The 26,248-nt window shown below is 71.8% G+C and carries 24 protein-coding genes; 14 read left to right on the top strand and 10 right to left on the bottom strand.

The genetic code is table 11. The features are described 5' to 3' along the window. Positions 1-52: 52 nt before the first annotated feature. The gene (locus Aiant_RS13380; RefSeq protein WP_189334393.1) at positions 53-646 is read left to right on the top strand and encodes a TIGR03086 family metal-binding protein; all 594 of its coding nucleotides are present in this window, start codon (positions 53-55) and stop codon (positions 644-646) included. Positions 647-688: 42 nt separating this feature from the next. Further along, the gene (locus Aiant_RS13385; protein WP_189334392.1) at positions 689-1,552 is read left to right on the top strand and encodes a hypothetical protein; all 864 of its coding nucleotides are present in this window, start codon (positions 689-691) and stop codon (positions 1,550-1,552) included. Here Aiant_RS13385 and Aiant_RS13390 read toward each other — a convergent pair. Genes Aiant_RS13390 through Aiant_RS13400 form a run of 3 tightly spaced genes read right to left on the bottom strand, consistent with a single transcriptional unit; the run spans position 1,539 to position 4,580 of the window. Continuing rightward, complete coding sequence (locus Aiant_RS13390; protein ID WP_189334391.1) at positions 1,539-2,789, bottom strand: ABC transporter substrate-binding protein; 1,251 nt, start codon at positions 2,787-2,789, stop codon at positions 1,539-1,541. The genes Aiant_RS13385 and Aiant_RS13390 overlap by 14 nt on opposite strands. Before the next feature lie 13 nt (positions 2,790-2,802). Beyond that, a complete protein-coding gene (locus tag Aiant_RS13395) occupies positions 2,803-4,044 on the bottom strand; it encodes an MFS transporter (protein ID WP_189334390.1) in 1,242 nt (413 codons plus the stop codon). After that, positions 4,044-4,580, bottom strand: coding sequence for an ArsR/SmtB family transcription factor (locus tag Aiant_RS13400; protein ID WP_189334389.1), 537 nt, complete (start codon positions 4,578-4,580; stop codon positions 4,044-4,046). Before Aiant_RS13400 ends, Aiant_RS13395 begins: the two co-directional genes overlap by 1 nt. A gap of 145 nt (positions 4,581-4,725) precedes the next feature. On the opposite strand from Aiant_RS13400, the gene Aiant_RS13405 reads away from it, so the two are divergent. Beyond that, the gene (locus Aiant_RS13405; protein ID WP_229830947.1) at positions 4,726-5,754 is read left to right on the top strand and encodes an intradiol ring-cleavage dioxygenase; all 1,029 of its coding nucleotides are present in this window, start codon (positions 4,726-4,728) and stop codon (positions 5,752-5,754) included. 89 nt (positions 5,755-5,843) lie between these two features. Here Aiant_RS13405 and Aiant_RS13410 read toward each other — a convergent pair whose 3' ends face one another. Then, entirely contained in the window at positions 5,844-6,092 is a 249-nt protein-coding gene (locus Aiant_RS13410) for an SCO4226 family nickel-binding protein (RefSeq protein WP_189334388.1), read from the bottom strand. 120 nt (positions 6,093-6,212) lie between these two features. On the opposite strand from Aiant_RS13410, the gene Aiant_RS13415 reads away from it, so the two are divergent. Then, positions 6,213-8,939 (top strand): ATP-binding protein, encoded by a 2,727-nt coding sequence (locus Aiant_RS13415; protein ID WP_189334387.1) that lies wholly within the window; start codon positions 6,213-6,215, stop codon positions 8,937-8,939. A gap of 1,101 nt (positions 8,940-10,040) precedes the next feature. Continuing rightward, entirely contained in the window at positions 10,041-10,388 is a 348-nt protein-coding gene (locus Aiant_RS13420; protein ID WP_189334385.1) for an MmcQ/YjbR family DNA-binding protein, read from the top strand. An 18-nt stretch (positions 10,389-10,406) separates the two neighbouring features. Here Aiant_RS13420 and Aiant_RS13425 read toward each other — a convergent pair whose 3' ends face one another. The 3 genes from Aiant_RS13425 to Aiant_RS13435 form a co-directional block, all read right to left on the bottom strand. After that, positions 10,407-13,112, bottom strand: coding sequence for a putative bifunctional diguanylate cyclase/phosphodiesterase (locus Aiant_RS13425; protein ID WP_189334384.1), 2,706 nt, complete (start codon positions 13,110-13,112; stop codon positions 10,407-10,409). Between the two features lie 88 nt (positions 13,113-13,200). After that, entirely contained in the window at positions 13,201-13,842 is a 642-nt protein-coding gene (locus Aiant_RS13430) for a response regulator transcription factor (RefSeq protein ID WP_189334383.1), read from the bottom strand. Between the two features lies 1 nt (position 13,843). Then, the gene (locus tag Aiant_RS13435) at positions 13,844-14,896 is read right to left on the bottom strand and encodes a sensor histidine kinase (RefSeq protein ID WP_229830945.1); all 1,053 of its coding nucleotides are present in this window, start codon (positions 14,894-14,896) and stop codon (positions 13,844-13,846) included. 124 nt (positions 14,897-15,020) lie between these two features. Between Aiant_RS13435 and Aiant_RS13440 the strand changes: the two genes are divergently transcribed. Continuing rightward, the gene (locus Aiant_RS13440) at positions 15,021-15,542 is read left to right on the top strand and encodes a hypothetical protein (protein ID WP_189334381.1); all 522 of its coding nucleotides are present in this window, start codon (positions 15,021-15,023) and stop codon (positions 15,540-15,542) included. Here the strand turns inward: Aiant_RS13440 and Aiant_RS13445 are convergent. From Aiant_RS13445 to Aiant_RS13455, 3 genes are all read right to left on the bottom strand, one after another. Then, positions 15,531-16,496: a DNA polymerase domain-containing protein gene (locus tag Aiant_RS13445; protein WP_306415846.1), complete on the bottom strand. Its 966-nt coding sequence runs from the start codon at positions 16,494-16,496 to the stop codon at positions 15,531-15,533. The genes Aiant_RS13440 and Aiant_RS13445 overlap by 12 nt on opposite strands. Next, on the bottom strand, positions 16,496-16,939 hold the full coding sequence (locus Aiant_RS13450) for an MFS transporter (protein WP_189334380.1): 444 nt from the start codon (positions 16,937-16,939) through the stop codon (positions 16,496-16,498). The genes Aiant_RS13445 and Aiant_RS13450 overlap by 1 nt, the downstream gene beginning before the upstream one ends. A 149-nt stretch (positions 16,940-17,088) precedes the next feature. Continuing rightward, positions 17,089-17,514 (bottom strand): ribosomal maturation YjgA family protein, encoded by a 426-nt coding sequence (locus tag Aiant_RS13455; protein ID WP_212847081.1) that lies wholly within the window; start codon positions 17,512-17,514, stop codon positions 17,089-17,091. A 312-nt stretch (positions 17,515-17,826) separates the two neighbouring features. Here Aiant_RS13455 and Aiant_RS13460 point away from each other — a divergent pair, with 312 nt between their 5' ends. From Aiant_RS13460 to Aiant_RS13495, 8 genes are all read left to right on the top strand, one after another. Next, positions 17,827-18,564 (top strand): hypothetical protein, encoded by a 738-nt coding sequence (locus Aiant_RS13460; RefSeq protein WP_189334379.1) that lies wholly within the window; start codon positions 17,827-17,829, stop codon positions 18,562-18,564. 9 nt (positions 18,565-18,573) lie between these two features. Next, positions 18,574-19,446 carry a TIGR03619 family F420-dependent LLM class oxidoreductase gene (locus tag Aiant_RS13465; RefSeq protein ID WP_189334378.1) on the top strand — a complete coding sequence of 291 codons (873 nt, stop codon included), beginning with the start codon at positions 18,574-18,576 and terminating at the stop codon, positions 19,444-19,446. Positions 19,447-19,779: 333 nt separating this feature from the next. Beyond that, positions 19,780-20,754 (top strand): ABC transporter permease, encoded by a 975-nt coding sequence (locus Aiant_RS13470; RefSeq protein WP_229830943.1) that lies wholly within the window; start codon positions 19,780-19,782, stop codon positions 20,752-20,754. Positions 20,755-20,780: 26 nt separating this feature from the next. Beyond that, on the top strand, positions 20,781-22,517 hold the full coding sequence (locus tag Aiant_RS13475) for an ABC transporter substrate-binding protein (protein WP_189334377.1): 1,737 nt from the start codon (positions 20,781-20,783) through the stop codon (positions 22,515-22,517). Positions 22,518-22,582: 65 nt separating this feature from the next. Next, on the top strand, positions 22,583-23,560 hold the full coding sequence (locus tag Aiant_RS13480) for an ABC transporter permease (protein WP_189334376.1): 978 nt from the start codon (positions 22,583-22,585) through the stop codon (positions 23,558-23,560). Beyond that, positions 23,557-24,588, top strand: a complete 1,032-nt coding sequence (locus Aiant_RS13485) for an ABC transporter ATP-binding protein (protein WP_189334375.1) — start codon at positions 23,557-23,559, stop codon at positions 24,586-24,588. Before Aiant_RS13480 ends, Aiant_RS13485 begins: the two co-directional genes overlap by 4 nt. Positions 24,589-24,600: 12 nt before the next feature. Beyond that, positions 24,601-25,611, top strand: coding sequence for an ABC transporter ATP-binding protein (locus Aiant_RS13490; RefSeq protein WP_189334374.1), 1,011 nt, complete (start codon positions 24,601-24,603; stop codon positions 25,609-25,611). Between the two features lie 13 nt (positions 25,612-25,624). Further along, on the top strand, positions 25,625-26,248 hold the full coding sequence (locus Aiant_RS13495) for a carbohydrate-binding protein (RefSeq protein ID WP_189334373.1): 624 nt from the start codon (positions 25,625-25,627) through the stop codon (positions 26,246-26,248).

The following is a 26,248-nucleotide window of genomic DNA, read 5'->3' on the forward strand; positions in this document are numbered from 1 at the left end:
TTTCACGTCCCGCGGGCTTGACCAATCGTAAGCGAGAGTAGATGGTAGGCGGATGCACACGATTACCGAGGACCTCCGCCCGATCCATGCCGCAGCCGTCCGCGCCACCGTCGCTCTCGTCGCCCGGGCCACCCCGGCCGACCTGGCCCAGCCGACCCCGTGCGCGGGGTGGGACCTGGCCGCCCTGCTGGCGCACATGACCGCCCAGCACCATGGCTTCGCCGCGGCCGCCCGGGGCCACGGCGCCGACGTCTCCTTCTGGACACCGGAGCCGATCGGCGCCGACTTCGCCGACCGCTACGCCGACGCCGTCACCACCGTCCTCGACGCCTTCGCCGAGCCGGACGTCCTGGACCGCCCGTTCGTCCTGCCCGAGTTCAGCACCGACCGCACCTTCCCCGGCCGCCTCGCCCTCACGTTCCACCTGGTCGACTACGTGGTCCACGGCTGGGACGTCGCCCGATCCCTGGGCCTGCCCTACCGTCCGGAGCCGGAGATCCTGGCCGCCACGCTCCCGATCGCCCGCGCCGTCCCCGACGACGCGAGTCGGCTGGCTCCCGGCGCCGCCTTCGCCCCCGCCCGGCCGGTCCCGCCCGGCAGCGGCCCGCTGGCCGAGATCCTGCTGCTCCTCGGCCGCTGCCCCTGATCCCGGCCTGGGGCCGACTCGGCGTCCTTCTACGGTTTCCTCGTGATCGATGAGGAGATGCCGCCGACCACCGCACTCATCCAGCGGGTCCTCGCAGCGGCCGCCGAGGTTCTGATCGTCGAGGCGCCGCCGGACAAGGTCGACGACCCGGACGCCGCTCGCCTGACGGTGACCGGCGCCCGGATCGACGAGCTGTCCCGTCTGCTCGCCATCGAGGACGGCGGCAACGGTGACCGATGCCGGTGTCGCGGCTGGCCGACGATCCTGGTCCGCGACGCGGGCGGTGCCGAGATCGCCCGGTGGAGCCTGCACCACCAGACCGGCATCCGCGCCATGGGTGACAGTGACGCCGACCTGCTCGACGGCCGGGCCTTGAGCGGGTGGCTCGCCCAGCACGGCCTGACCGGCTCGTTGCGGATGGAGCAGCGGCTGGCCGAACAGGAGACGAAGCGGGCGGACCGTCGCCTCCGATGGCTGCGGGCCGCGCCCCCCGGTCTCGCCGAGGCGGCTGAGCCCGTGTCACGCTCCGAGGAGGACGCAGAGGAGCGGCTGGCCGCGCTGGTGGCCCGGCGGTATCCGGACGCGATCGAGCGGATCCGGGCCCTGATCACCTGGGCCGGGTTCTCGCCGCGGCAGGGCGACGGCGGCACACCCTGGCACGAGCTGGCGCCCCACCGTCTCCTGCTGACCGAGCCGCAGGACCTGATCTTCACCGCGCTGGCCGCGGCCCCCCTCGGTCCGGCTCAGCTCGACGGGGTAGCCGAGCTGGTCACCGCGCTCGAGTGGAACGAGTCCCCGGTGCCCGAGCCGCTGCGCGCGCAGCTGATCGAGCACGTCACTGCCACCGGCACCGACCCGATGAGGTTCCGGATGCGGCACGGTTACGGCCGGCCTAGCGGCGGATGAACTGGTCGGCCGCGAGGGCCAAGTCGGCCTGGAGGGTGCGCTGGTCGCGCCGGACGGCGTAGGCCGTCAGCGCCGCGTTGATCGCGTTCTGCCAGGGCTGGGAGCAGGCCGAGCCGTGCGCGCAGGACGGGACCGGGGTCGCCGATTTCCAGTCGGCCATGGCGGACTGCTGGTAGGGCGAGAAGCCGGCGGACGGCACGTCGGTGCGGGCCGGGATCGAGCCTTTCGCGGCGTTGAAGGCACGCTGCCCGGCGGCCGAGCCGACGGTCTTGAGCCAGCACTCGGTGCCGGTCAGGTTCAGCGTGCCGGTGGCCATCGTGAACGCGTCGGCGAGCCACTGGAAGGTGCCGCCGTTGCCGGGGAAGGTGAACCAGCCGTACCCGGGGAAGCCTTTCGCGGTGAGGTCGGCCGCCTCCCAGTCGCCCATCAGCTGGTATCCGGCCTTGCCGTCGATCAGCAACCGCTCGGCCTGCGGCCAGTCGAGGCTGTCCCGGTCCGGGTTGCCGTAACTGAGCAGCCGGGCGAAGTCACCGATCGCCCGGCTCACCGGCGCGCCGGTCCAGTCGGTCTTGCCGGTGAACAGGCCGGCGAATCCCGGCGCGCCCAGGTCGCTGATCAGGACCGCCTCCAGCAGCATCAGCTGGGTCCAGTCGCGGCCCAGGGCGAGCGGCGCCTCGACGCCGGCCGCTTTCAGCTTGGCCAGGTCGGCGAGGAAGGCGGGAAGATCTTTCGGCGGGGCGGTGATCCCGGCGCGGGCCAGGACCGCCGGGTTGGTCCAGACCACGTTGGCGCGGTGGATGTTCGCCGGGACCGAGTAGATCTTGCCGTTCACCGTGAGGTGGTCGACCAGGCCCGCGGGCAGCGCCTTACGCAGCCCCCAGGTGTCGTAATAGGCCGTCAGATCCTGCACCTGAGCAGCGTCGATGTAGTCGGTCAGCTCGGCGCCGGCGTGCGCCTGGAAGGTGTCCGGCGGGTCCTTGCGGGCGATCCGCCGGGTCAGCTCCTGTTTCGCGTTGACGCCCGCGCCGCCGGCCACCGCCCCGTTCTCGAAGCGCTGGCCGGGACAGTCCTGGGTGAACCGGGACACCAGCGCGTCCAGCCCGGCTTTCTCCCCGCCCTCGGTCCACCAGGTGAACACCTCGACGGTGCTGGGTGCGGGCGGCTCCTGATCACCGCCGGACCCGCAGGCGGCGGCGCCCAGCAGCGCGGCCACTGCGAGAACGGCCACCATGCGCATGCCGCTCAGACTATTACCGAACGCCGCAAAGCGCCGGTCCGGGCAACTCCCGCCGGGCCCGGAAGGGCCCGAAGATCAGGATCAGGCCGGAGAGCGCGTAGGTCACGGTCATCACGGCGACGGCCGTCCGATTTCCGTACGCGGTAGCCAGCGCCCCACCGAGCACCGCCCCCAGCGGAATCATCCCGTAGTTGACGAACTGCATCGCGGTGAGCACCCGTCCCAGCAGTGCCGGCGGCACGTAGGCCTGGCGGAAGCTGCCCACGATCACGTTCCCGGCGACCACGGACGCGGCCACCAGCGCGGTCCCGGCGACGAACGGGATCAGCCCGGCTCCCGGCCCGGCGAACGGGATCAGCAGCGACGACACCCCGGCCGCCACCTTGCAGACGAGCATCGCGCGGGCCGCGCCGAACCGGCCGACCATCAACGGCGCCGCCCCGGCCGCGGCCACCCCGCCCAGTCCGGACGCGGACAGCAGCAGCCCCACCGTGCCGGTGCCGACGCCCACGTCACGCACCAGGAAGACCACGATGATGGCGGTGTATCCGGTCAGCGCCAGGTTGGCCACGGTGCCGTGCAGCATCAGGTTGCGCAGGTACCGATCGTGCAGCAGCCAGCGGACTCCGGCCCGGATCTCGTGGGCCAGGTGCTGCCGGGCCGGCCGGGCGATCGGGCGCTCCGGGCGCCGGATCAGCGCCAGCCCGAGGAACGAGGCGGCGAAGCTGGCCGCGTCCACGGCCAGGCCGGCGACCGCGCCGGTGACCGCGGCGAGCAGCCCGGCCAGGGCCGGCCCGGCGATCTGCGCGGCCGAGTCGCTGCCGTGGGTCATCGCGTTCGCCCGGACCAGGTCGCCCGCGGAGAACATGGCGGGCAGGTATCCGGTGTGCGCGACCTCGAAGAACACCGACGCGATGCCGGTCAGCAGGGCGACCGCGAGCAGGTGGGCGACCGTGAGGTGCCCGAGCCAGGCGGCCACCGGCAGGCTGGCGACCAGCAACGCGCTGGCCGCGTCGCAGGCCAGCAGCACCGGGCGCTTGGTCATCCGATCGACCCAGGCGCCGGCCGGCAGGCCGATCAGCAACCAGGGCACCCAGGCGGCGGCGGTGAGCAGGCTGACCGTGAACGCGTCGGCGTCCAGCACCTGCACGGCGAGCAGCGGGGTCACCACGGCGGCCACCGAACTGCCGAGCTTGCTGACCGTGAGCCCGCCCCAGAGCTTGCGGAACTCCGGATCGGCGAGGATGCCCGTCATCACGGCCTCGCCGGGAAGCCGCGGCTCATCAGGAAGACCGGCTCGCGATCCTCCCGCTCGGGACGGTTCCGATATTTCAGGACCACGGCCTCCAGCTCGGCGCCGAGCTCGGCCAGCTCCTGCGGGGACAGCCGCAGCCAGAAGTCGGCGGCGATCGCGCTGTGCACCCACGGCTCGGTGCGCGAGGCGGGGCTGCCCAGCCAGGTGTTGATCAGGTCGATCTGGCGTTGCAGGCCGATCGCGTCGGCGGCCTCGGCGGCCTCCGGCGAGAAGTTGGCCGGGTCCCACGTCAGGCGCGGGTCGCCCATCCGCCACCAGTGCTCCTTGCGGTTGCGGGCCAGCTCCGGGGCCTCCTCGACGAGACCGGCCTCGGCGAGCACCCGCAGGTGGTGGCTGACGTTGGCGACCGCCTGGCCGGTGGCGCGGGCGAGCGCGCTCGGCATCGAGGGGCCGTCGACGCGCAGGTTGTCGAGGATGCGGCGGCGCAGCGGGTGGGCGACGGCCTTGAGGACGGCCTCGTCGCGAATCTCTGCCATGCCCCCAGCATGCTTGGTAAAGAGATGTTGCGCAACAGTTCTTTACCAAGTCGCGCTTATCCGGGGCACAGGCGCACGACAGGGCCCGCACAAACGTCGATGTTTCGCTCTCCCGGTCAACGAACCACTGAGGAGGGCGGCACCCTTGACCGAGCTGGAACAGGACAACGCGGCGTACGTGCGGGAGGTGCACGACAAGGGCCTGGCCTTCGACCTCGGCACCATGAGCCGGCGCCGGATGCTCACCCTGATCGGCGGGGCCGGCGCGGCCATCGCGGTCACCGGCACGCTGGCCGGCACGGCCGGACCGGCGGCCGCGGCCCTGGCGGAGGTCGAGTCGGAGACGGCCGGGCCGTACCCGGCGGACGGCTCCAACGGCATCGACGTGCGCACCGAGTCCGGCATCGTGCGCAGCGACATCCGGTCGTCGTTCGGCACCTCGGCGACCGTTGCCGAGGGCGTCCCGCTGGAGTTCTCGCTGACCGTGGTCGACCTGGAGGGCGCGCCGCTGGCCGGGGCGGCGGTCTACGCGTGGCACTGCGACCGGGACGGCAACTACTCGCTGTACTCCACCGGGATCACCGGCGAGAACTACCTGCGCGGCATCCAGGAGACCGACGCCGCCGGGACGGTCACCTTCACCAGCATCTTCCCGGCTTGTTACTCGGGACGCTGGCCGCACATCCACTTCGAGGTGTACTCGTCGCTGGCGAACGCCACCAGCGGGGCCGGGCCGATCGTGAAGACCTCGCAGATCGCCATCCCGGAGGAGGTGGCGGACCTGGTCTACGCCACCGACGGATACAGCCGGAGCGTCACCAACCTGAGCCAGATCACCCTGGCCACGGACAACGTGTTCGGGGACGACTCGGCGGCCCGCGAGCTGGCGACGGTGACCGGCAGCGTCGAGGCCGGGTTCGTCGCGAGGCTGACGGCCGCGGTGGACCCGAGCGGCACCGAGGAGAGCGGCGGCGGGACACCGCCGTCCGGGGCGCCGCCCTCGGGCGCGCCGTCGGGCAGCCCGTCTCCGTCAGCCAGCGCCGCGCCGAGCACGAGCACGAGTACGAGTACGAGTACGAGCGCCAGTCCAGCGACGACGGCGCCGAAGCCCCCGCAACAGCGGAAGCCGCACCCGAAGAAGGTGCGGCACTGGTGGAATCCGTTCAGTTGGTGACGGCTCCGGCCGTACCGTAAATCGGGTTTTTGATGTGGAGTCGGGGCGCGGGCCGGCCCCCATGCGAACCCGCGCCCCGACTCCCCCACTCAGACCTCGGCGGTAAGCTCGTAGACCTGGGTGGTCGGGTGGCCGGCGCGCTCGTGCACGCGCATCACGGCCTCCTTGCTGGGTCCGGTGCTCAGGCAGAAAACCTTGCCGGACTCGGGGTCGAGCCAGGCGCGCTCGAAGTGCACGCCCTCCTCGCCCTCGATCTTCAGATCGGCATCGTGCGCCGCACTCAGCTGTTCCGCGGTGACCCCGAAGAACCCCTCGTGAACGTCCATGAACTTCGCCATCGCCTTTTCTCCTCGCAGTGCGGCGAAAACGTGACTCGCTCAGCGTGCCCGCGCCGGCCCGGTCGGACATCGGTCATAACACCTAGGAAGCTCGATCGCGGCCCCTAAAGTTCCGCTGTGATGCTCAGCAGTCCCGTCCTCATCGGACGCGACGATCTCCTCGGCCTCGCCGACCGGCGGCTGGCCGAGGCCGCCGCCGGGCGCGGCGAACTGCTCTTCCTCGCCGGGGAGGCGGGGATCGGCAAGACCCGGTTGCTCGGCGAGATCAGCCGGCGGGCCGGCGCGTTCCTGGTGATCGCCGCGGGCGCCGCGCCGGGCGACGCGGGCTCCGCGGCCGGGCTGCTCACCGATCTCAGCGCCCGGCTGAGCCGGCATCCGGTCACCGCCGAGGCCGGCGAGCGGATGCGGCGGCGGCTGCGCGAGGAGCCGGCCGGTGACCCGGACCGGCATCGGCGGATGCTCGTCACCGACCTGGTAGAGCTGCTCGACGAGATCGCCGACCGACCGGTTCTGATCACACTGGAGGATCTGCACTGGGCGGACGACCTGACCCTGGAGGTGCTCGCCCGGCTCGCCCCGCGCGCCCGGTCCCGGCCACTGCTGGTGATCGGGACGTACCGCAGTGACGAGCTGTATCCGCGGGTCCCGATGCGCGTCTGGCGCACCCGGCTGCTCACCCAGCGGCACGCCGAGGAGGTGCGGCTGCCCCGGCTCGGGCGCGCCGACACCGCGGCGATGGCCGCCGCGATCGCCGGGGGCACGCTGGCCACCGCGGCCGTGGCGACGGTTTTCAATCGCAGCGACGGGATCCCGCTGCACGTCGAGGAGTTCCTGGCCGCGGCCGACGGGGTGCCGGACACCCTGGCCGACGCGGTGCTGTTCCGGGCCGAGCAGCTCAGCGCGGGCGCGCGGGCGCTGGCCGGGGCCGCGTCGGTGCTCGGCCGCTCGTTCGACCTGGATCTGCTCACGGCGATCACCGGAAGCTCGCCGGAGGCGCTCGACGGCGCCCTGCGGGAGCTGAGCGAGCGGTTCTTCGTGCAGGCCCGCGCGGACGGGACCGCGTTCGACTTCCGGCACGCGCTGATCCGCGACGCGCTGTATGCCGACCTCACCCCGCTGCGGCGCCGGGAGCTGCACGGACAGGCCGCCGAGGCGGCCACGGCGGCCGGCTTCGCCGCCGCGTTCATCAGCGATCAGTACGAGCGGGCCCAGCGTCCCGGCGAGGCTTTTCCCTACGCGCTGACCGCCGCCGCCCGGGCCGCCGCCCTCTCCGCGCACCAGGAGGCGGCCGAGCTGTACCAGCGGGCGCTGCGCACGCTCGACCCGGCGGTGTCCCGGGCGGCGCTGCTGGCCGCGTACGCCGGGGAGCTGGCGGCGATCGACGACAACGAGGGGGCCGACCGGGCGTACGCGGAGGCGTACCGGATCCGGCTCGACGGCGGCGAACCACTCGCCGCCGCGGCGCTGCTGCCGGGCTGGGTGGCGGTGCGCCACCTGCTCGGCGACGGGCTGGACCGGCGTACCGCGATGCTGCGGGCCGGGCTGCCGCTGGCCGCGGGCGACACCGAGGTGCTCGCCCAGCTGCACGCGGCGCTGGCGGCGGCGTACATGCTGGACCGCCGGCTGCCCGAGGCGCTCGACCACGGGCGGCTCTCGCACGGGTACGACGTGGACGCCACGGTCGGCTCGGTGCTGCTCTTCCTGGGCCGGCTCGACGAGGGGTACGCGCTGCTGGAGAGCGTGATCACCCGGGCCGCCGAGGCGGATCGGGAACGGGAGGCGGCGCGGGCGTACCGGATGCTCGGCTCGTCCGCGTCGGTGCTGGTCGACTACGACCGGGCGGAGCGGTGGCTGGGCGAGGGGATCGCGTACGCGGACCGCGTCGAACGCTTCAACGACCGGCACTACATGGCCGCCCACCTGGCACACGTCCGCTGGGCGACCGGCGACTTCGACGGCGCCGCGGCGCAGGCCCGGGCCGCGCTCGCCGACGGCCGCGGCGGCATCACCACCCGGATCACCGCGCTGCACGTGCTCGGGTACGCCGCACTCGGCCACGGCGACCTGGCCTCGGCGCGGGATGCCCTCACCCGGGCCGCCGAGCTGGGCGGCGCGATGCGCGAGCTCCAGCGGGTCTCGCCGGCCTGGTGGGGCCTGGCCGAACTCGCTCTGCTCGACGAGGACCACGACGCGGCGATCGCCTGGTGCGAGGAGGGCTACGCGGCCTCGGCCGCGGTCCAGGACGCTTCCTACCTCTTTCCGTACGCGGTGAGCGGCACCCGCGCCTACCTCGCCGGAAAGGGGCCGACCCAGGCACGGGACTGGCTCGCCCGGGTGTCGGCGCTGCTGACCGAGCGCCGGATCCCGGGAACGCTGGGCGCCCTCGACCACGCCTGGGGCCTGATCCACCTGGCGGAGGGGCAGACCGGCAAGGCACGCTCGTCGCTCTCCACCGCGGCCGGCTTCTGGGCCGGGCGGCGGCGGTTCTGGGAGGGCACCGCGGTGCTGCTGGACCAGGCGCGGTGCGCGCACCGGTCGCGGCGCCCCGGGGAGGCGGCGGCGCTGGTGGCGGCGGCCCGCGCGGCCTGGCCCGGGCTGCCGGCGGCGTGGCTGGCCGGCACCCCGGCGGGCGGTTCCGCTCTCGCGGCACAGGCCGTGCTGACCGCGCGGGAGCTGGAGGTGGCCCGGCTGGTCGCCTCGGGGCACACCGACCGGGAGATCGCCGGGACGCTGATCATCTCGCCGCGGACGGTGGCCGCGCACGTCGAACACATCCGCACGAAGCTGGGCGTGACCCGCCGGACCCAGATCGCGGGCTGGCTCGCGACGGTTGAGCCTTCGAGTTAATTCATTCGGGGTACGTCAAACGGGCCATAGCTCACGGTCTATCTCGATCGGCACAATACGCACATGACCGCTCCGGGCAACACCGTCATTCTGCTCGTCCTGCTCAGCGCTTTCGTGGGCTGCGTCGGGTATGCGCTGGGGCGGTGGCACGAGCGGCGGGCCAGCGGGTTCGAGCGGGAGGAGGCGTACCGGGACGGGTACGACCAGGCGTCCCGGCGAGTGTTCAGCCTGGCGGCCCGGGTGGCCGGGCCACGCCGCCGCGGCGCGGTCCGCGCCTCCGCGGCCGTGTCCCGAACGGGTGAGCCCGCGGCCGCTTCCGTTCCCGCGTCACCTCCCGCGCCGGCGTCCCGTCCCGCGCCCGCCTCACCGCCGGCACCCGCTCTGCCTCTGGTGCCGGCCTCACCCGCCGCACCGGATTCACCTCGGACGCCGGTCTCCTCCGCGGCGCCGGCTTCACCCCTGGCGCCCCCTTCACCCCTGACGCCCCCTTCACCCCTCGCGCCCGCTTCACCTCTGGCACCCGCTTCACCTCTGGCGCCCGCTTCACCTGCCGCTTCCGCGGCGGATCTGCGAACGGGGGGTTCGGCCGCGGCACCCGAGTCGATGCCGAGCCGGCGCAGGACCGCGGGCACGGGTTCACCGGTGGGGGCCGCGGACGGATTCCCGGCTCCGGTGCCGCATGTGGTGCCGGGAATCCCCGGGCCGCAGGCGGTCGGCGGGGTGCGCTACTCGTCGCTGCCGGATCCGCAGTGGTCAGGACACGCCGTTGCGGAGCCGGAGCCGGAGGCGCAGCGGCCCCGGCGTGCGGCTGAACCGCCCCGGAATCTCGCGGAGGCGGCGTCGGACGGGCCCGGACGGCATGGCGTACCCGAGGAGTTGGTGCGGGCCGCGACCTACAAGCTCGCGGCCGATCGGGTGGCACGGGCCAAGGTGCAGGACGCACCCACGGCGCCGCTGCCCACTCCCGCGGACTTTCCCGTCCCGACGCCGCCCGCCTCGGAGTCCTCCGCCTCACCGGATCTCCGGAGGCGGCCGCCGGTGCCCCGGCCCCGCGGTCTCTGAGCGGATTTCCTGTCGTACCCCGGGTCTAGGTTCGCTGACATGGTCACCGTCGATGACGTCCGGCGGATCGCCCGGGATCTGCCGCGCAGCGAGGAACACCTGATCCGGGACCGCGTGAAATTCCGCGTCGGCAAGATCGTCTACGTCGCGTTCTCCCGCGACGAGACGACCATGGGTTTCGGCTTCCCCAAACAGGAGCGGGCCGCCCTGGTCGCCGCCGACCCGGCGACGTTCCAGCTGCCCCGCGAGTCCGACATGCGCTTCAACTGGGTCGTCGCCCGCCTCGACCAGCTCGGCGAGGAGGAGATGACCGAGCTGGTCCTGGACGCCTGGCGCATGGTCGTCCCCAGAAAGGTCTGGTCCGCCTATCTCCCACGCCTAGCCTGACCCGCACCTCGCCCGGGGTCAGACGGACGTCTCGACCGGCGTGTCGGCGCCTTCCAGGAACAGTCGGCCGGCCTCGGCCGCCGGGACCGGGCGGGAGAAGTAGTAGCCCTGGGCGAACCCGCAGCCCATCTCCCGCAGCGCCGCCAGCTGCCCGAACTCCTCGATGCCCTCCGCGACCGTCGCCATGCCCAGGCTCTTGCCGAGCCGGACGATCGTGTCGGTCAGCGCGGTGTCGCCGGTCAGGACGCCGCCGAGGCGCTCGACGAACGAGCGGTCGATCTTCAGCGTGTCGACCGGGAAGCGGCGCAGGTAGGCCAGCGACGAGTACCCGGTGCCGAAGTCGTCGATGGCCAGGGTCAGGCCGAGGGCCTTGAGCCGGACCAGCTGCTCCAGGTTGGCCTCGGTGTCGGTCATCAGCACCGACTCGGTCATCTCCAGGCAGAGCCGGTCGGCCGGCATGCCCGTCTCGGCCAGCACGGCCGCGACCGTCTCGGCGAAGTCGGGCTGGTCGAACTGGCGGACCGACACGTTGACCGACATCTTCAGCGGCCGGCCCCCGGCGGCCGCGCTCCACTCGACCGCCTGGCGGCAGGCCTCGTGCAGGACCCAGCGGCCGAGCGGCACGATCATGCCGGTCGCCTCGGCGATCGGGATGAAGTCCAGCGGGTTGATCATGCCGCGGGTCGGGTGCGGCCAGCGGACCAGGGCCTCGAAGCCGACCACCTCACTGGTGTCCAGGTCGACGGTGGGCTGGTAGTGCAGGCGCAGGTCGTGGTTCTCCAGCGCGGCGCGCAGGTCGTTCTCCAGCTCCAGGCGCTCGACCAGGCCCTCCTGCATCTGCGCGCGGAAGCTGACGAAGGCGCTGCCACCGGCCGCCTTGGCGTGGTGCATGGCCAGGTCGGCGTTGCGCAGCAGCTGCTCCGCGTCCGGCTCGTCGAGCAGGGTCGCGTCGGCCAGGCCGATGCTTGCCCGGACGTGGATCCGCCGGGTGCCCACCTCGACCGGAGCCTCCAGATCGTCCAGGATGCGCCGGGCCACGGTCTCGGCGTCGGAGGTCTCGATCAGCACCGCGAACTCGTCGGCGCCGAACCGGGCGACCAGGTCCTCGCCCCGGACGCAGGCCTGGATCCGGTCGGCGATCTGCACCAGCAGCTGGTCGCCGGCCAGGTGGCCGAGGCTGTCGTTGACCCGCTTGAACCCGTCCAGGTCCAGGTGCAGCACGGTCAGTTCGGTGCTCCGGCGCAGCGCCGTCGCCGCCTGGTCGCGGAACAACGCCCGGTTCGCGAGCTGGGTCAGCGGGTCGTGGTACGCCTCGTGCACCAGCTGGTCCTGGAGCTCCTTGCGCTCGCTGATGTCGCGGGTGTTCAGCACGAACCCGCCCACGTGCGGGTCGTCCACCAGGTTCGTGATGATCATCTCGGAGGGACGCTTCCGGCCGTCCTGGTGGGTGTGCACCACCTCGCGGGTGGTCGTGGCGTACGGCCGGGCCGCCACCTGCCGCATCGCCTCGGCCAGCCGCATCGACACCTCGGCGTCGACGATCTCGGTGTAGTGCCGGCCGACGAACACCTCCGGCGGGTAGCCGAAGACCCGCTGCATCGACTCGCTCTGGTACGTCACCCGCCCGTCCGCGTCGATCACCGTGACCACGTCCGAGCTGTGCCGGATCAGCGCGTGGAAGTGCTGCTCCCGGGCGTAGAGCTCGGCGGTCCGGTCCTCGACCCGGGCCTCCAGGTTCCGGGTCAGTTCCCGGTTCTCCAGCAGGGTCAGCACCTGCCGCCCGATCAGCAGCAGGATCAGCAGCGAGCGGGTGTACGCCACGAACGGGCTGCTGTGCCCGGTGGTGAGGTGGAAGAGAACGCTGGCGAACAGCGCCGCCAGGACCGCCGCGTACGGCAGCAGCACCCCGCTGGTCCGCAGCCGCGGACTGAACTCGCTCTTGAGCGGCTCGGCGTCCTTGGGCCGGGCCGCGCCGATGGTGATCAGCCCGAAGCCGATCAGCCAGCCCAGGTCGATCAGGTTCCCGGCCTGGTAGTCGTGGATCATCCGCAGGTACGCGTACCCGATGTCGGAGACCGCGAAGGCGGCCACGCCGAGCCCGAAGAAGGTCAGGTCGGCCGAGCAGCGGTACAACGCCCGCCGCTGCGGCAGCATGTACCCGATCATGGTGCCGATCACGATGTCGCCGAGCGGGTAGAGCAGCGTCAGGTAGAAACCCAGGCCGTTGTCGGCCGGGTCGAGCCGGCCGTCGACCACGAAGACCCAGCTGACCAGCACCAGCGAGGCCGCGACCAGCATGCCGTCGAGCACGCTGCGCGCCCGGTTGGCCAGCGGCTGGCTGGCGCTGGGCAGGATCAGCAGACCGAGCGGAACCAGCAGCAGCAGGCCCAGGTATCCGGTGTCGGCCGGGGACGGGACCTCCGAGGTGCCGCCGGTCGGCCAGTACCGCACCAGCGTGTACCCGATGCCGAGACCCCAGCTCAGCACGCCGGCCGCGATGGTCGACCAGCCCCACCGGGCCCGGCCGGTGAACAGCCGGCCACGCCGCCAGCAGGTCGCCGCCGCGACGACGGCCCCGATGGCCAGCGCCCAGGTGGAGAGACCCGGGCTGCCGACGCCGGCGCCGATCAGCACGACGAGCACCGCGAGGACCGCGGCGACGGCGATGCAGACCCGGACCCAGGCGCGGATGTCCACCGGTCCCTCCGCGTTGTTGCGAGTCATCGCGACGCCTCCGCCCTCGATCTACTGGTCAACCGGGGCTATCGGGCCGGAACGCACCCGGTTGAGGAGGAGCCGGGGTGCAAAGCGGTTAGACGAGCCCGTCCCGGTAGGCGGCGATCACCAGCTGGACCCGGTCACGGACGCCGAGCTTGCTGATCGCCCGGGTGATGTGCGTCTTCGCGGTCAGCGGGCTGATCACCAGCTGGGCGGCGATCTCGTCGTTGGACAGGCCGGTGGCGACGAGGGCGACCACCTCGCGCTCGCGGTCGGTGAGCACGGCCAGCCGGTCGCCGGCCGGTGCCGCGGGCGGGCGGTGCGCGAACCGGCCGACGACCCGGCGGGTGACGCTCGGGGAGAGCAGCGCGTCGCCGGCGGCGACCACGCGGACCGCGGTGCGCAGGCCCTCCGGGTCGATCTCCTTGGTCAGGAAGCCGCTGGCGCCGGCGGCGAGGGCGGCGAAGACGTACTCGTCGGTCTCGAAGGTCGTCAGGATGATGATCTTGGTCGAGCTGAACTCCAGGATCTTCCCGGTGGCGGCGATGCCGTCCATCCCGGGCATCCGGATGTCCATCAGGATCACATCCGGAGAGAGGGCGCGAGCCGCCCGGACCGCCTCGTCCCCGGTGGCGGCCTCACCCACCACCTCGATGTCCCGGCCCCGCCGCAGCAGGCTACGGAACCCGGCCCGGACCAGCTGCTGGTCGTCGGCGATGAGCACGGAGATCGTCATGTCACCCTTTCAGCAGGGGCAGGCTCGCGCGTACCGAAAAGCCCTTGGCGTTGGGACCGGCGGTGAGCGCCCCGCCCAGCGCGGCCACCCGCTCGCGCATCCCGGCGATGCCGTGCCCGTCGGCGGCCGGCTCGGCGCCGGCGCCGTCGTCCTGCACGTCGACCAGCACCCCGTCCGGCGCGTACCGGACGGTCACCACGGCCCGGGTCGCCCCGGCGTGCCGGACCGCGTTGGTCAGCGCCTCCTGCACCACCCGGTAGACCGCGATGGCGACCGGCGCCGGCACCTCGACCGGGTCGCCGAACTCGTTCAGCGACACCGGCAACCCGGCCGCGCGGACCTGCTCGGCCAGCCGGCCGAGACCGGTCAGGCCGGGCACCTCGCCGCCGCGCAGCACCCCGACCAGCGCGCCCAGGTCGGCCATCGCCCGGCCGCGGACCTCCTGGGCCAGCCTCAGCGAGGCGCGGGCCTCGGCCGGGTCGTCGTCGAAGGCGTCCATCGCCACGTTCAGGTGCACGCCCACCACGGCCAGGGTGTGCGAGACGACGTCGTGCAGGTCCCGGGCGATCTCCACGTGCGCCTGCGCGGAGCGGCGCTCGTCCCGCTCGGCGCGCCAGCGGACGGTGGTCACGCCCGCGAACGCCCCGGCCAGCGCCGCGGTCAGCCACAGCCCCTCGCCACCCAGATGGGCGAACACCCAGTCGGCGGAATGCTCCTCGACCGCCCAGTCCCAGGCGACGCCGTACCAGAGGAAGCACACCGCGACCGTGACGGCGGTCCGCGGATACCCGGCCAGCACGGTCAGCACCAGGACGGCGGTGGCCGGCCAGACCCAGCCGGTCCCGATCAGCTCGGACGACCGCCAGGCCGCGACGATCAGCACCGAGAGCAGCAGCGCGCTCCGCGGCCGGCGCCGGGCCACCAGGGTCAGCCCGGCGAGAGTCACGGCGAGTGAGACAGTCATCACAGTTTGCGTATTGCCGCCGGTGAGCGCCAGCCCGGCGGGCACCCCGACGAGTGTCGCGGCGGCGGCGACGGGATAGATGAAGTTCATGCTCAGGACGCTAGGCGCGACGCCCGCTCCGGCGCGTCGTCCGGCAGTAGTCACCCGCATGGACGCCTCCCGCGTACGAGCTACATCGTTCGATGTATGCCGCCTCGCTGGTTAAGGTAATCGAGTGACCGCCGCGGAACTGCTCGCCGCCTCCGGCCGCTTCACGATCGCGCCCGGCCTGTCCGATCGTGAACTCAGCGACCTGGAGGCCGAGTTCGGCTTCACGTTCGCACCTGACCATCGCGCCTTCCTCGCCGCGGGCCTGCCCACCGGCATCGGCTGGCCGGATTGGCGGGGCGGCGACCGCTCCGCGCTGCGCTCCGCCCTGACCGCCCCGGTCGAGGGCGTGCTGTTCGACGTGGCCGAAAATGACTTCTGGTACGAGGGCTGGGGCGCCCCGTTCGGCGACCGGGTCGCGACCGCTCGCGCCGGCCTGATGATCGCGCCCCGGATGGTGCCTCTCTACGCCCACCGCTATCTGCCGGCCGCCATCCCCGGGCACCCGGTGCTCTCGATCTATCAGAGCGACGTGCTCTGCTACGGCGTCGACCTCAGCGACTGGCTGCACCGCGAGTTCGGCCTCGGCGAGCCCGCCAACCGGCGGGTCCGCCCGACCGTCCCGTTCTGGAGCGCCCTAGCCTCCTGAAGCCTCGCGTTTCGCCTTGGCCCGGCGCTTCCCCTCGTGCATGGCCTGCACCCGGGCCACCGGAATGGTGTGCCCCTCGGCCACGAGATCATCGGGAAGCACCTGGGCCGCGGGCATCGCGGCCGCCCAGGGGTCGGCCCCGCCCAGGCGCTCGACGGCGGTGTGAATGGTGAAGTCGGCCGGCGTCACGTCGTCCAGCGCCTCCCAGGCGACCGGGAACGACACCGGCACCCCGGGCCGGATCCGCGGGCTGTAGGCGGCCGCCACCGTCGCCCCGCCCGCCCGGGTGGCGTCCAGGAACACCTTCCCGTGCCGGTCCTGGCGGATGAACGCGGTGGTCGCCGACTCCGGATCGATCCGCTCGGCGCGGGCGGCGACGGCGCGCTGCGCCGCGGCCACGTCCTCCGGCGCCGGATCGCCGCCCAGCGGCACGAAGACGTGCAGCCCCTTGGACCCGCTGGTCTTCACCGCCCCGCTCAGCCCGCAGTCGGCGAGGGCCTGCCGGACGAGCCGGGCCGCCCCGACGACCACCGTGAAGTCCCGGTCCGGCGGCGGATCGAGATCCATGATCAGGTGGGTCTGCCGGTGCGGGGCGTCGATCGTGGCCAGCGCCGGATGCAACTCGACGGCCCGCTGGTTGCCGAACCACAGCAGGGTGCGCCGGTCGTTGCCGAGCGCGTAGGTCACCTCGCGGTGCGACGCCTCCGCCCACACGGTGGTCCGCGGCACCCACTCCGGGGTGTATTTCGGCAGGTTCTTCTGCATGAACTGGTCCTGGCCGCGGAGCACCCGGATCACCGAGAGCGGCCGGTCGCGCAGCACCGGGACCAGCCGGTCGGCCATCGCGTCCAGATAGTCGATCAGGTCCCGCTTGGTCGCCCCGGCCCCCGGGAAGATCTCCTGATCCAGATTGGTCAGCGGCACACCGTCGCGCTCGTCAGCCATGCCGTCCATCATCCACCGGGACAGCGGGTGTCGCCGCCGCTGCGCTCCACGCACTGCGAGATCCGCGGGGTGGGGGCGGGCGCCGGCGGTTTCCGCACGACGCCGATCCCGTCCAGCGCGCTCGGTGTCATCAGCCCGGCCAGGACCAGCCCGCCCAGGGCGAGGATCGCGCACACCGTGGCATAGATCTTCTGCTTGCCGACGACGCCGATCACGGTGGCCGTCAGCGGGGCGGTGACCAGCACGATCGCGCAGCACAGCAGGTACCACCCGCCGCGCACCGGGTTCTCCGGCTCGACGCCGGGCAGCGCGAACGAGTTGACGAAGAACCGCACGAACAACACCAGCGACCCCAGGCCCCCGGCGACCAGAACGCCGGTCATCCACCCGACGGCCCACCGCGAACCCGAGCGCACGAGGTTCACCTCGACGTGCACATGCGGATCGGTCACGGCCGCCTCTCGGTCTGCTCGACATGCGGATCACTCACGGTCGCCGCCCGTTGCGATCCATTATTGGTACGGCAGCGCACCGTCCCGTGGCTACCCGCGAGGTGTTCCCGGTGCCGGACCGCCCGGCGACCGCCGGGCTGAACCCGTGGTCACCGCCGCCGGGTCCAGGCCAGCGCCAAGGCCGCCGGTACCACCCCGGCCAGGTACCAGACGAGGTCGGCCGGGTCGAAGCTCACCCCGAGCACCAGACGAGCCACCACACTGCGTGCCGACAGGTCCGCCGGGATCGGCGTGAGTTGCAGGAACTCGACCGCCCAGCACCACCCCGCGGCGATCAGGGCGACGTACGGAACCGGCAGCCGCGGCCGGAGGAACACGACCCCGGCGAAGACCGCGCTCGCGTACAGCGCCGTCCCGGACGCCTGCTCGACCAGACCGGTGCTCAGCATCGGACTCCCGGTGACCATCCGGATCGCGAACGCCAGCAGCACGCTGCCGGCCGCCGCGGCGGCGGCCGGCAGTCGCACGGCGCCGTCGAACCGCCGCCAGGCGCCGGCACTCTCCGGATCGGTCACGCTCAGCACGCTAGGCGATCACCTCAAGGGGCGCTTCATGGCGTACGCAAAGAAGGGGTCTGTCTGTTTTTGATGGTGGTGAATTGGCACTGCGGCCACCCGGTCGGGGAATGCGATTCGCCGGGGATCGCGGGAATCATCGGATGTCGCGAAGGGAGTGAGCGATGACCGACCCGAGAGCCGCCCCGCCCGTCTCGATACCGGCTCGGGCCACGCCGGGCGCGGAGGAACGGACCGCCGGGCCGCACGATCCGGGGCCCGCCGAGCAGTACGCCGGCGAACCGGTGCCCGATCCCTGGGAGGAGGAACCCCATGGCGTCCTGGATCCTGGTCCCGTGCCTGGTCACCCTGCGGAGTGAGTTCGACGCGCTGGCGCCCGCCCGGGACAGGTCCAGCGACGGCTCGATCGGCGACGCCGCGCACGCCCGCACGCCGTCGGACCACAACCCGGACGAGACCGGGTCGACGCCCTACGAGGACGCCGACTACAGGAACGAGGTGCACGCCATCGACGTCGACGATGACCTGCACAAACCCGGCTGGACCATGCAGCGGGCGCTGGAGATCATCATCACCCGGCACCGCGACGGGCGCGACGACCGCCTGCAGAACGTCATCTACAACCGCACGATCTGGTCGCGGTCCTGGGGATGGACCGCGCGCAGCTACACCGGGAACAGTCCGCACACCGAGCACGCCCACTTCTCCGCCCGGTACACGACCGTGCAGGAGAGCGACACCAGCCCCTGGGGGCTGTTGGAGGACGACGTGACCAAGAGCGAATTCCAGGCCTGGATGACCGAGTGGGCCCGGAGCAAGGCCGGGCGGGAGGCACTCGCGCAGGCGATGCTCTGCTTCGACCCGGGCAAGGACGCGAGCGGCAAGGTCATTCCCGGCGGCGTGGCGAACCCGGGACCGGACGCCGCCACGAACCCGACGATCGCGCCGGCGACCGCGCTGAACCACGCCTCGATCGCCGCGTACGTCGGCCACGAGATCAATGCCAAGGTGGACAAGCTGCTGGCGCAGGAGGGCGGCACCGCGCAGTAACCTGCACGAGTGTTGATCAGTTTCGGATGCCCGGTGTCCGGCGCGTGGGCACGGCCGGAAACGCTGACGTCGATCGCCCAGCAGGCCGAGGAGCTCGGCTACCACGGCCTCTGGGCGTTCCAGCGACTGCTGGTCGGCCAGGAGCAGGACCTCGCCTCGATCTATCAGAGCGTGCTCGACCCGATCGTGGCGCTGACCTGGGCCGGGGCCGCCACGTCCCGGATCCGGCTGGGCGTCTCGGTGATCAACCTGCCCTACGTGTCGCCGGCCTACCTGGCGAAACAGGCGGGCACCCTGGACCTGCTCACCGGCGGCCGGTTCGAGCTGGGGCTGGGCACCGGCTGGTCGGAGCCCGAGTTCGTGGCCACCGGCTCGGACCCGCACCCGCGCGGCCGCCGCACCGAGGAGTACCTGGCCGTCCTGCGCACCCTCTTCGCCGACGACGTGTCCGCTTTTGACGGCGAGTTCTACCGGGTGCCGCCGAGCCGGATGCTGCCCCGGCCGGTGCAGCCCGGCGGCCCGCCGATCCTGCTCGGCGGGAGCGCCGAGGTCGCGTTGCGGCGGGCCGGCCGGATCGCCGCCGGATGGGTGAGCAGCAGCCGGACGAGTCTGGCGGAGATCGAGCACGGGGCGCGGGTGGTCCGCGAGGCCGCGGCCGAGGCCGGCAAGGACCCTTCTTCGGTACGCGTGGTGGTGCGCGCCGTGATGAATGCCGAGTCGTCCTGGGCCGATATGCGGGCGCAGGCGCGACGGTATGCCGACGCCGGCGCCACCGAGCTTTTCTACGAACCCAACTGGGATCCCCGGATCGGTGGGCCGGACGTGGATCCGGAAAAGGCCGCCGAACGCGGTGTCCGAATGCTCACCGAATTGGCTCCTTGAGTCATTTCGGTTCTCCATTTTAGACTCTGAACGATCTTCGATGTCCCGTCTTCACGGCTGGAAACCGGAGATCTTCCGGCGTTTCGGCCAGGTGACCGGAAATACGACGGTGCCCACCGAAACCTTCACGGACCGGAAACGACGGCGCCATCGCACCGGCACAACCATCTGCGAATAGCGCCGAAGATATGACCTGAACAATATCCCCGCCGTTATTGATTCGATGCGCAAGCGCATTTCCCGGACGCCGGGCTCCCGGCTACCTTCCCTCCACCCGAATACCTCTCACGCTCGGCGCCTGCGAGGTGTGTCGTTCTTGGAGGTGACCTTTTCGTGGAAGTGCTGGCCGAACCGAAGGCCGCGGCGCCCGCCGCGCCGGCCCAGGGCAAGTCGCCGACGCGCATCGCGCTGGCCCGGCTCCGCCGGGACCGGACCGCGATGATCTGCCTGGGGATCTTCCTGTTCTTCGTGCTGATGGCGATCTTCGCGCCGCTGCTGGCCGCGCTGGAGGGCCAGGACTCGACCACGCTGCACCAGGATCTGATCGACGACTACGGATACCCGACGATCGGCCCGACCGCGGAGCACTGGTTCGGCATCGAGCCCCGGCTGGGCCGGGACCTCTTCGCCCGCTGGGTCTACGGCGCCCGGCCGTCGCTGATCATCGGCACCCTGGCGACCGTCGTCTCCACCCTGATCGGCGTGCTGGTCGGGCTGGTGGCCGGCTTCGCCGGCGGCTGGCTCGACCGGATCCTGTCCTGGCTGATCGACTTCGTGCTGAGCCTGCCGCAGCTGCTGTTCGCCATCGCGGTGCCGGCCACCTTCGCGGCGATCTTCCTCGGCAGTGCCGAGGGCATCTCCGCCGAGCAGACGTCGACCATCCGGTTCTACTCGCTGATCTTCGTGCTCTCCGTCTTCGGCTGGGCCGGCCTGGCCCGGCTGATCCGCGGCGAGGTGCTCTCGCTGCGGGAGCGGGAGTTCGTGCAGGCCGCCCGGGTGCTGGGCGTGCCCACCTGGCAGATCCTCGGCAAGGAGCTGCTGCCCAACCTGGTCGGGCCGATCATCGTGTCGGTCTCGATGGCCCTGCCGGCGTACATGGTCACCGAGGCCGGTCTCACGGTGCTGGGTGTCGGGCTCACCGAGCCGACCCCGTCCTGGGGCGTGACCATCTCGGCCGCCACCAACTACTACCGGGCCGACCCGCTGTACCTCTGGCTGCCCGTCATCGGCATCACCCTGCTGGTGCTCGTGCTGAGCCTGCTCGGTGACTCGATCCGCGACGCATTCGACCCGCGCACGCGGCGTTAGTGCAAGCACACTCAGGAAGAGGAAATATGGCAACAGGCAAGAAGGTCGTGGTGGCCGCCGCCGCGGTCGCCCTGGGACTCGCCGGCTGCGGCAGCCCGTCGGCCAGCAACGGGTCGGCCAAGGACGACTCCGGCACGATCACCACGGCGACCCAGGCGATCGACGCCGCCGCCAAGGGGCCGGCCGCCGAGATCGCGGGCGCGGTCAAGGGCGGGACGATCACCGTGTACTCGGGTTCGACCCCGAACAACATGGATCCGACCGACATCTACTACACCGACTCCGGCGAGATCGCCAAGCTGCTCTTCCGTACGCCCACCCAGTACGACGTCCGTAACGGCACCCCGGTGCTGGTGCCGGACCTCACCGACCTGGGCACCGTCTCGGCCGACAAGCTGACCTGGACGTTCAAGCTGCAAGCCGGCCTCAAGTACGAGGACGGCTCCGCGGTCAAGGTCGAGGATCTGGCGTACGCCATCAAGCGGTCCTTCGCCCACGACGTCTTCCCGGACGGCGCGACGTACCAGCAGGCGTACTTCAAGGACGGCGACAAGTACAAGGGCCCGTACGCCGGTGGCGACAAGTTCGCCGGCGTGGAGACCCAGGGCGCCGACACCCTGATCGTCCACCTGGCCAAGCCGTTCCCCGACCTGCCGTATTACATGACCTTCCCGCTGTTCACGCCGATCCCCCAGGCGAAGGACACCAAGCAGGAGTACCAGAGCCACCCGATGGCGACCGGCCCGTACAAGTACGCGTCGTACACCCCGGGCTCGGAGCTCAAGCTGGTCCGCAACACCAACTGGGACGCGAACACCGACCCGGCGCGCCACCAGTACCCGGACGGCTTCGACTTCAAGTGGGGCCAGGACGACGTCAAGACCCAGCAGCAGGTGCTGAACAGCGCCGGCGGCGACGCGAACGCGATCAACTACGTCGACGTGGACGCTTCGCTGGTGCCGCAGGTGCTCGGCGACAAGAAGGCCCAGCTGGTGCAGGGCAACGGCCCGTGCACGTACGTCTGGCAGATGGACACCACCAAGATCCCGCTGGAGGTCCGCAAGGCGATCGCCGCCGCGTGGCCGTACGACCAGACCTGGAAGGCCGCCGGCATCTCCGATCTGATCGGGCAGAAGGCCAGCACCATCATGCCGCCGAGCGTCCCGGGTTACACCAAGTACAACCCGCTGCCCGGCCTGTCCGGCACCGGCCAGGGCGACCCGGCCGCGGCGAAGAAGATGCTGGAGGCGGCCGGCAAGGTCGGCTTCGAGGTGAGCTGGTTCTTCGACAACACCAAGCCGGTCTCGCAGCAGGTCAGCCAGGTCCGCGCGGACGCGCTCAAGGCCGCCGGCTTCAAGGTGCGCCCGGTCGGGGTGGCCACCGCCGACCTGCGCACCAAGATCTCCGACTACAAGTCCGACGTGAACATGGCCCAGGGCCCGCGCGGCTGGTGCTCCGACTGGCCGAACGGCAACAGCTGGTTCCCGGTCCTCTTCGAGTCCTCCTCGGTCGGCAACGGCCTGAGCTGGGGCATGATGCAGGACAAGGCGCTGGACAGCGAGATCGAGTCGATCGGCGCGCTGCCCGCCGAGGAAGCCGCCACGAAGTGGGGCGCCCTCGACGAGAAGATCATGGGCATGTACGTCGGCATCCCGTTCTACTACACCAAGGCCGGCGTCGTGCAGGGCACCAACGTGGGTAGCACGGTCGTCGACCCGACCCAGGGCATGCCGTTCTTCCAGAACATGTACCTGAAGAGCTGACCCGTCCCGGCCCCGGCCCGGGATCACCCGGGCCGGGGCCGGCTCTCCCGATAGGACTCCCTGCGGTGCTGCTTTACATCCTGCGGCGCGTGGCGAGCTCGGTCACCGTCGTCATCCTCGCGCTGGTCACCAGCTTTGCCCTGTTCTTCCTCGCCCCGACCGATCCGGCGGGCGTCATCTGCGGGCCCAAGTGCACGCCGGAACGGCTCGCCGACATCGAGGGCAGCCTCGACCTGGACAAGCCGGCTCTGGAGCAACTCGGCTCCTACCTCAAGGGCATCGCCGTCGGCCGGGAGTACTCCAGCGGCGGCGTCGAGCGGCACTGCGACGCGCCCTGCCTGGGGTACTCGTACACGCTCAACCAGCCGGTCACCACGCTGCTGAGGCAGGCGCTGCCGGTGACCTTCTCGATCGTGCTGGGCGGCGCGGTCATCTACTTCAGCCTGGGCGTGCTGATCGGCTCGGTGGCCGCCCGGCACCGCGGCACCTCACTGGACCGGACCGTGATCAGCGGCGCCCAGCTGATCAACTCGGTGCCGTACTTCGTGGTGGCTCTGCTCGTCGCCCTCTACGTGACGGTGCTGCCGGACAGCGAGTACCACCCGCTGTTGACGAACCCGATCGCCTGGGCCGCCGGACTGCTGGCCGCCTGGCTGACCCTCGGCGTCACGAACGCCGCCTACTACACCCGGTACGCCCGCTCGTCGATGGTCGAGTCGCTCGGCCAGGACTACGTGCGTACCGCCAGGTCCAAGGGGATCAGCGCCCGGCGGGTCGCCTATCGCCACGGCCTGCGGGCCGCGCTCACCCCGGTGGTGACGATCCTCGGCATGGACATCGCGTTCCAGCTGACCAACACCCTGTTCACCGAGACCATCTTCGGCCTGCCCGGCATCGGGCTCCTGACGCTGCGCGCGTTCGCCACCTACGACCTGCCGGTGATGCTCGGCAGCGTGCTGCTCGGCTCGATCATGTTGGTGCTGCTGAACCTGCTCGTCGACGTGCTGTACACCTTCCTCGACCCGCGGGTCCGGCTCGGATGACCACCCTAGGAACGGCTGTGGATTCTTACTTGGAGATCACCGACCTGCACGTCCGGTTCCCCACCCCGGACGGCACGGTGACCGCGGTGCGCGGGCTGAACTACTCCGTGCCGCTGGGCCGCACGCTGGCGATCGTCGGCGAGTCCGGCTCGGGCAAGAGCGTGTCCAGCATGGCCGTGCTCGGCCTGCACGATCCGAAACGCACCGAGATCTCCGGCTCGATCAAGGTCGGCGGCAGGGAACTGGTCGGGCTGCCGGAGCGCGAGTTGATGAGGTTCCGCGGCGCCGGCGCGGCGATGATCTTCCAGGACCCCCAGTCGTCACTGCATCCGTTCTTCACCATCGGCGACCAGATCGTGGAGTCGTACCGGGCGCACCACTCCGTGTCCCGCCGGGTCGCCCGGGCGCGTGCGGCCGACATGCTGGACCGGGTCGGCATCCCGAACCCCGGCCGCCGGCTCGACCAGTATCCGCACGAGTTCTCCGGCGGCATGCGGCAGCGCGCGATGATCGCGATGGCTCTGGTCAACGACCCGAAGCTGCTGATCGCCGACGAGCCGACGACGGCGCTGGACGTGACCGTGCAGGCGCAGATCCTCGACCTGATCGCCGACCTGCAACGGGACTTCGGCTCGGCGGTCGTCTTCATCACCCACGACCTCGGCGTGGTCGCCGAGATCGCCGACGAGGTGCTGGTGATGTACGCCGGCACGGCCGTCGAGCACGGCACCGTCAAGGAGGTGCTGGGCACCCCGGTGCACCCGTACAGCTGGGGGCTGCTGGAGAGCATCCCGGCGGTCTCCGGCTCGTCGGGCATGCTGCATCCGATCCCCGGCTCGCCGCCCAGCCTGCTCGCCGTGCCCAGTGGCTGCGCGTTCCACCCGCGCTGCGAGTTCCGCGACCGGGTGCCCGCCGGCCGCTGCGCCACCGACCAGCCGGAGATGACGGGCGCCGCCCACCTCTCCCGGTGCCACCTGACCGAACCCGCCCGGATCTTCGACACCGAGATCCTGCCCCGGCTGCCGTAGAGGACCCCACCGATGACCACGCTGCTCGAACTCGACGACGTGAAGATGCACTTCCGGATCAAGGGCGACGGCCTGCTGGCGCGCCGGGCGCAATGGGTCCGCGCGGTCGACGGCGTCAGCTTCTCGCTGAGCGCCGGCGAGACGCTCGGCCTGGTCGGTGAGTCCGGCTGCGGCAAGTCCACCACCGCCCAGCTGATCACCCGGCTGCTCGAACCCACCAGCGGGGCGATCCGTTACCAGGGCGCCGACCTGGCGCATCTGACCCAGCGGCAGCTGCGGCCGTACCGGCGGGAGATCCAGCTGATCTTCCAGGACCCCTATTCGTCGCTGAACCCGCGGCACACCGTCGGCACCATCGTGGGGACCGCGCTGCGGGTCCACGGGATGGCGGCGAAGGGCGACGAGCTGCGCCGGGTCCAGGAGCTGCTGGAGATGGTCGGGCTGAACCCGGAGCACTACAACCGGTACCCGCACGAGTTCTCCGGCGGCCAGCGGCAGCGGATCGGGATCGCCCGGGCGCTCGCCGCCCGGCCCCGGGTGATCGTGGCCGACGAGCCGGTCTCGGCGCTGGACGTGTCGATCCAGGCGCAGGTGATGAACCTTCTGGAGAACCTGCGCCGGGAGCTGGGCATCGCCTTCGTGTTCATCGCGCACGACCTGGGCGTGGTCCGGCACTTCTGCGACCGGGTGGCGGTCATGTACCTGGGCCGGGTGGTCGAGGAGGCCGGGCGCGACGCGTTGTACGAGCGGCCGCGGCATCCGTACACGCAGGCTCTGCTCTCCGCGGCGCCGGACATCGCGGTGGTCCGCGGCGCGGCGCCCCGGGAGCGGATCCGGCTGGTCGGCGACGTGCCCAGCCCGGTGAACCCGCCGTCCGGCTGTCACTTCCGGACCCGCTGCTGGAAGGCCGTCGACCGGTGCGCGACCGAGACGCCGGCGCTGCGGGAGCTGGCCCCGGGACAGCAGGTGGCCTGCCACTTCGCGGGGGACGAGGCTATGGCGATGGCGGGAACGGACGCTTGATTACCCTTGCCGGGTGGACCAGCCCTCACCGACCGTCTATCGGACCCGCTCCTGGACGAACCGTAACCGGGCCGTCGCCGGCCTGGCGGCGCTCGGCCTGCTGCTGATCGGCTATCTGATCGGCCGCTGGCAGGACACTCCCGCGTCCGTCACCACCCCGGCGGCGCTGACCTCCGTCGCTCCCGCGCCGTCGGTCTCACCGTCGTCCGAGTCGCCCTCGCCCGCGCCCGTCCCGGTGAAATACGGGCTGCTCCAGGCCGAGGCGGCGAACGAGCTGGCCGGGATCCAGGCGCAGGACACCGAGGACGAGGGCGGCGGGCAGAACGTCGGCTGGATCAACCGGGCCGATCACCTGCGGTTCGACAACTTCGAGTTCGGCGAGGTGCCGGCCACGAAGGCGAAGTTCCGGGTGGCGTCCGGCGCCGGGGTGAGCGGGCGGGTGCAGATCCGGCTCGACACGCTGGAGAACGCGCCGGTCGGGCAGGTGTCGGTGAGCAACACCGGTGGGTGGCAGACGTGGCGTACCGACACCGCGGTGCTCACCCCGGTGACCGGCACGCACACCGTCTACATCACGTTCGCCGCCGACGACGACAGCGAGTTCATGAACGTGAACTGGATCCAGTTCGACCACTGA

This window comes from Actinoplanes ianthinogenes (genome assembly GCF_018324205.1).
Classification (GTDB): Bacteria; Actinomycetota; Actinomycetes; order Mycobacteriales; family Micromonosporaceae; genus Actinoplanes; species Actinoplanes ianthinogenes.

Bases quoted from the DNA above. Each gene is read 5' to 3' on its own strand.
- Aiant_RS13430 (WP_189334383.1), bottom strand. From the start codon at position 13,842: ATGACGATCTCCGTGCTCATCGCCGACGACCAGCAGCTGGTCCGGGCC.
- Aiant_RS13490 (WP_189334374.1), top strand. From the start codon at position 24,601: ATGACCACGCTGCTCGAACTCGACGACGTGAAGATGCACTTCCGGATC.
- Aiant_RS13390 (WP_189334391.1), bottom strand. From the start codon at position 2,789: ATGCGCATGGTGGCCGTTCTCGCAGTGGCCGCGCTGCTGGGCGCCGCC.
- Aiant_RS13415 (WP_189334387.1), top strand. From the start codon at position 6,213: ATGCTCAGCAGTCCCGTCCTCATCGGACGCGACGATCTCCTCGGCCTC.
- Aiant_RS13460 (WP_189334379.1), top strand. From the start codon at position 17,827: ATGGCGTCCTGGATCCTGGTCCCGTGCCTGGTCACCCTGCGGAGTGAG.
- Aiant_RS13435 (WP_229830945.1), bottom strand. From the start codon at position 14,896: ATGAACTTCATCTATCCCGTCGCCGCCGCCGCGACACTCGTCGGGGTG.
- Aiant_RS13400 (WP_189334389.1), bottom strand. From the start codon at position 4,580: ATGGCAGAGATTCGCGACGAGGCCGTCCTCAAGGCCGTCGCCCACCCG.
- Aiant_RS13410 (WP_189334388.1), bottom strand. From the start codon at position 6,092: ATGGCGAAGTTCATGGACGTTCACGAGGGGTTCTTCGGGGTCACCGCG.
- Aiant_RS13425 (WP_189334384.1), bottom strand. From the start codon at position 13,112: ATGACTCGCAACAACGCGGAGGGACCGGTGGACATCCGCGCCTGGGTC.
- Aiant_RS13395 (WP_189334390.1), bottom strand. From the start codon at position 4,044: ATGACGGGCATCCTCGCCGATCCGGAGTTCCGCAAGCTCTGGGGCGGG.
- Aiant_RS13475 (WP_189334377.1), top strand. From the start codon at position 20,781: ATGGCAACAGGCAAGAAGGTCGTGGTGGCCGCCGCCGCGGTCGCCCTG.
- Aiant_RS13420 (WP_189334385.1), top strand. From the start codon at position 10,041: ATGGTCACCGTCGATGACGTCCGGCGGATCGCCCGGGATCTGCCGCGC.
- Aiant_RS13380 (WP_189334393.1), top strand. From the start codon at position 53: ATGCACACGATTACCGAGGACCTCCGCCCGATCCATGCCGCAGCCGTC.
- Aiant_RS13445 (WP_306415846.1), bottom strand. From the start codon at position 16,496: ATGGACGGCATGGCTGACGAGCGCGACGGTGTGCCGCTGACCAATCTG.
- Aiant_RS13485 (WP_189334375.1), top strand. From the start codon at position 23,557: ATGACCACCCTAGGAACGGCTGTGGATTCTTACTTGGAGATCACCGAC.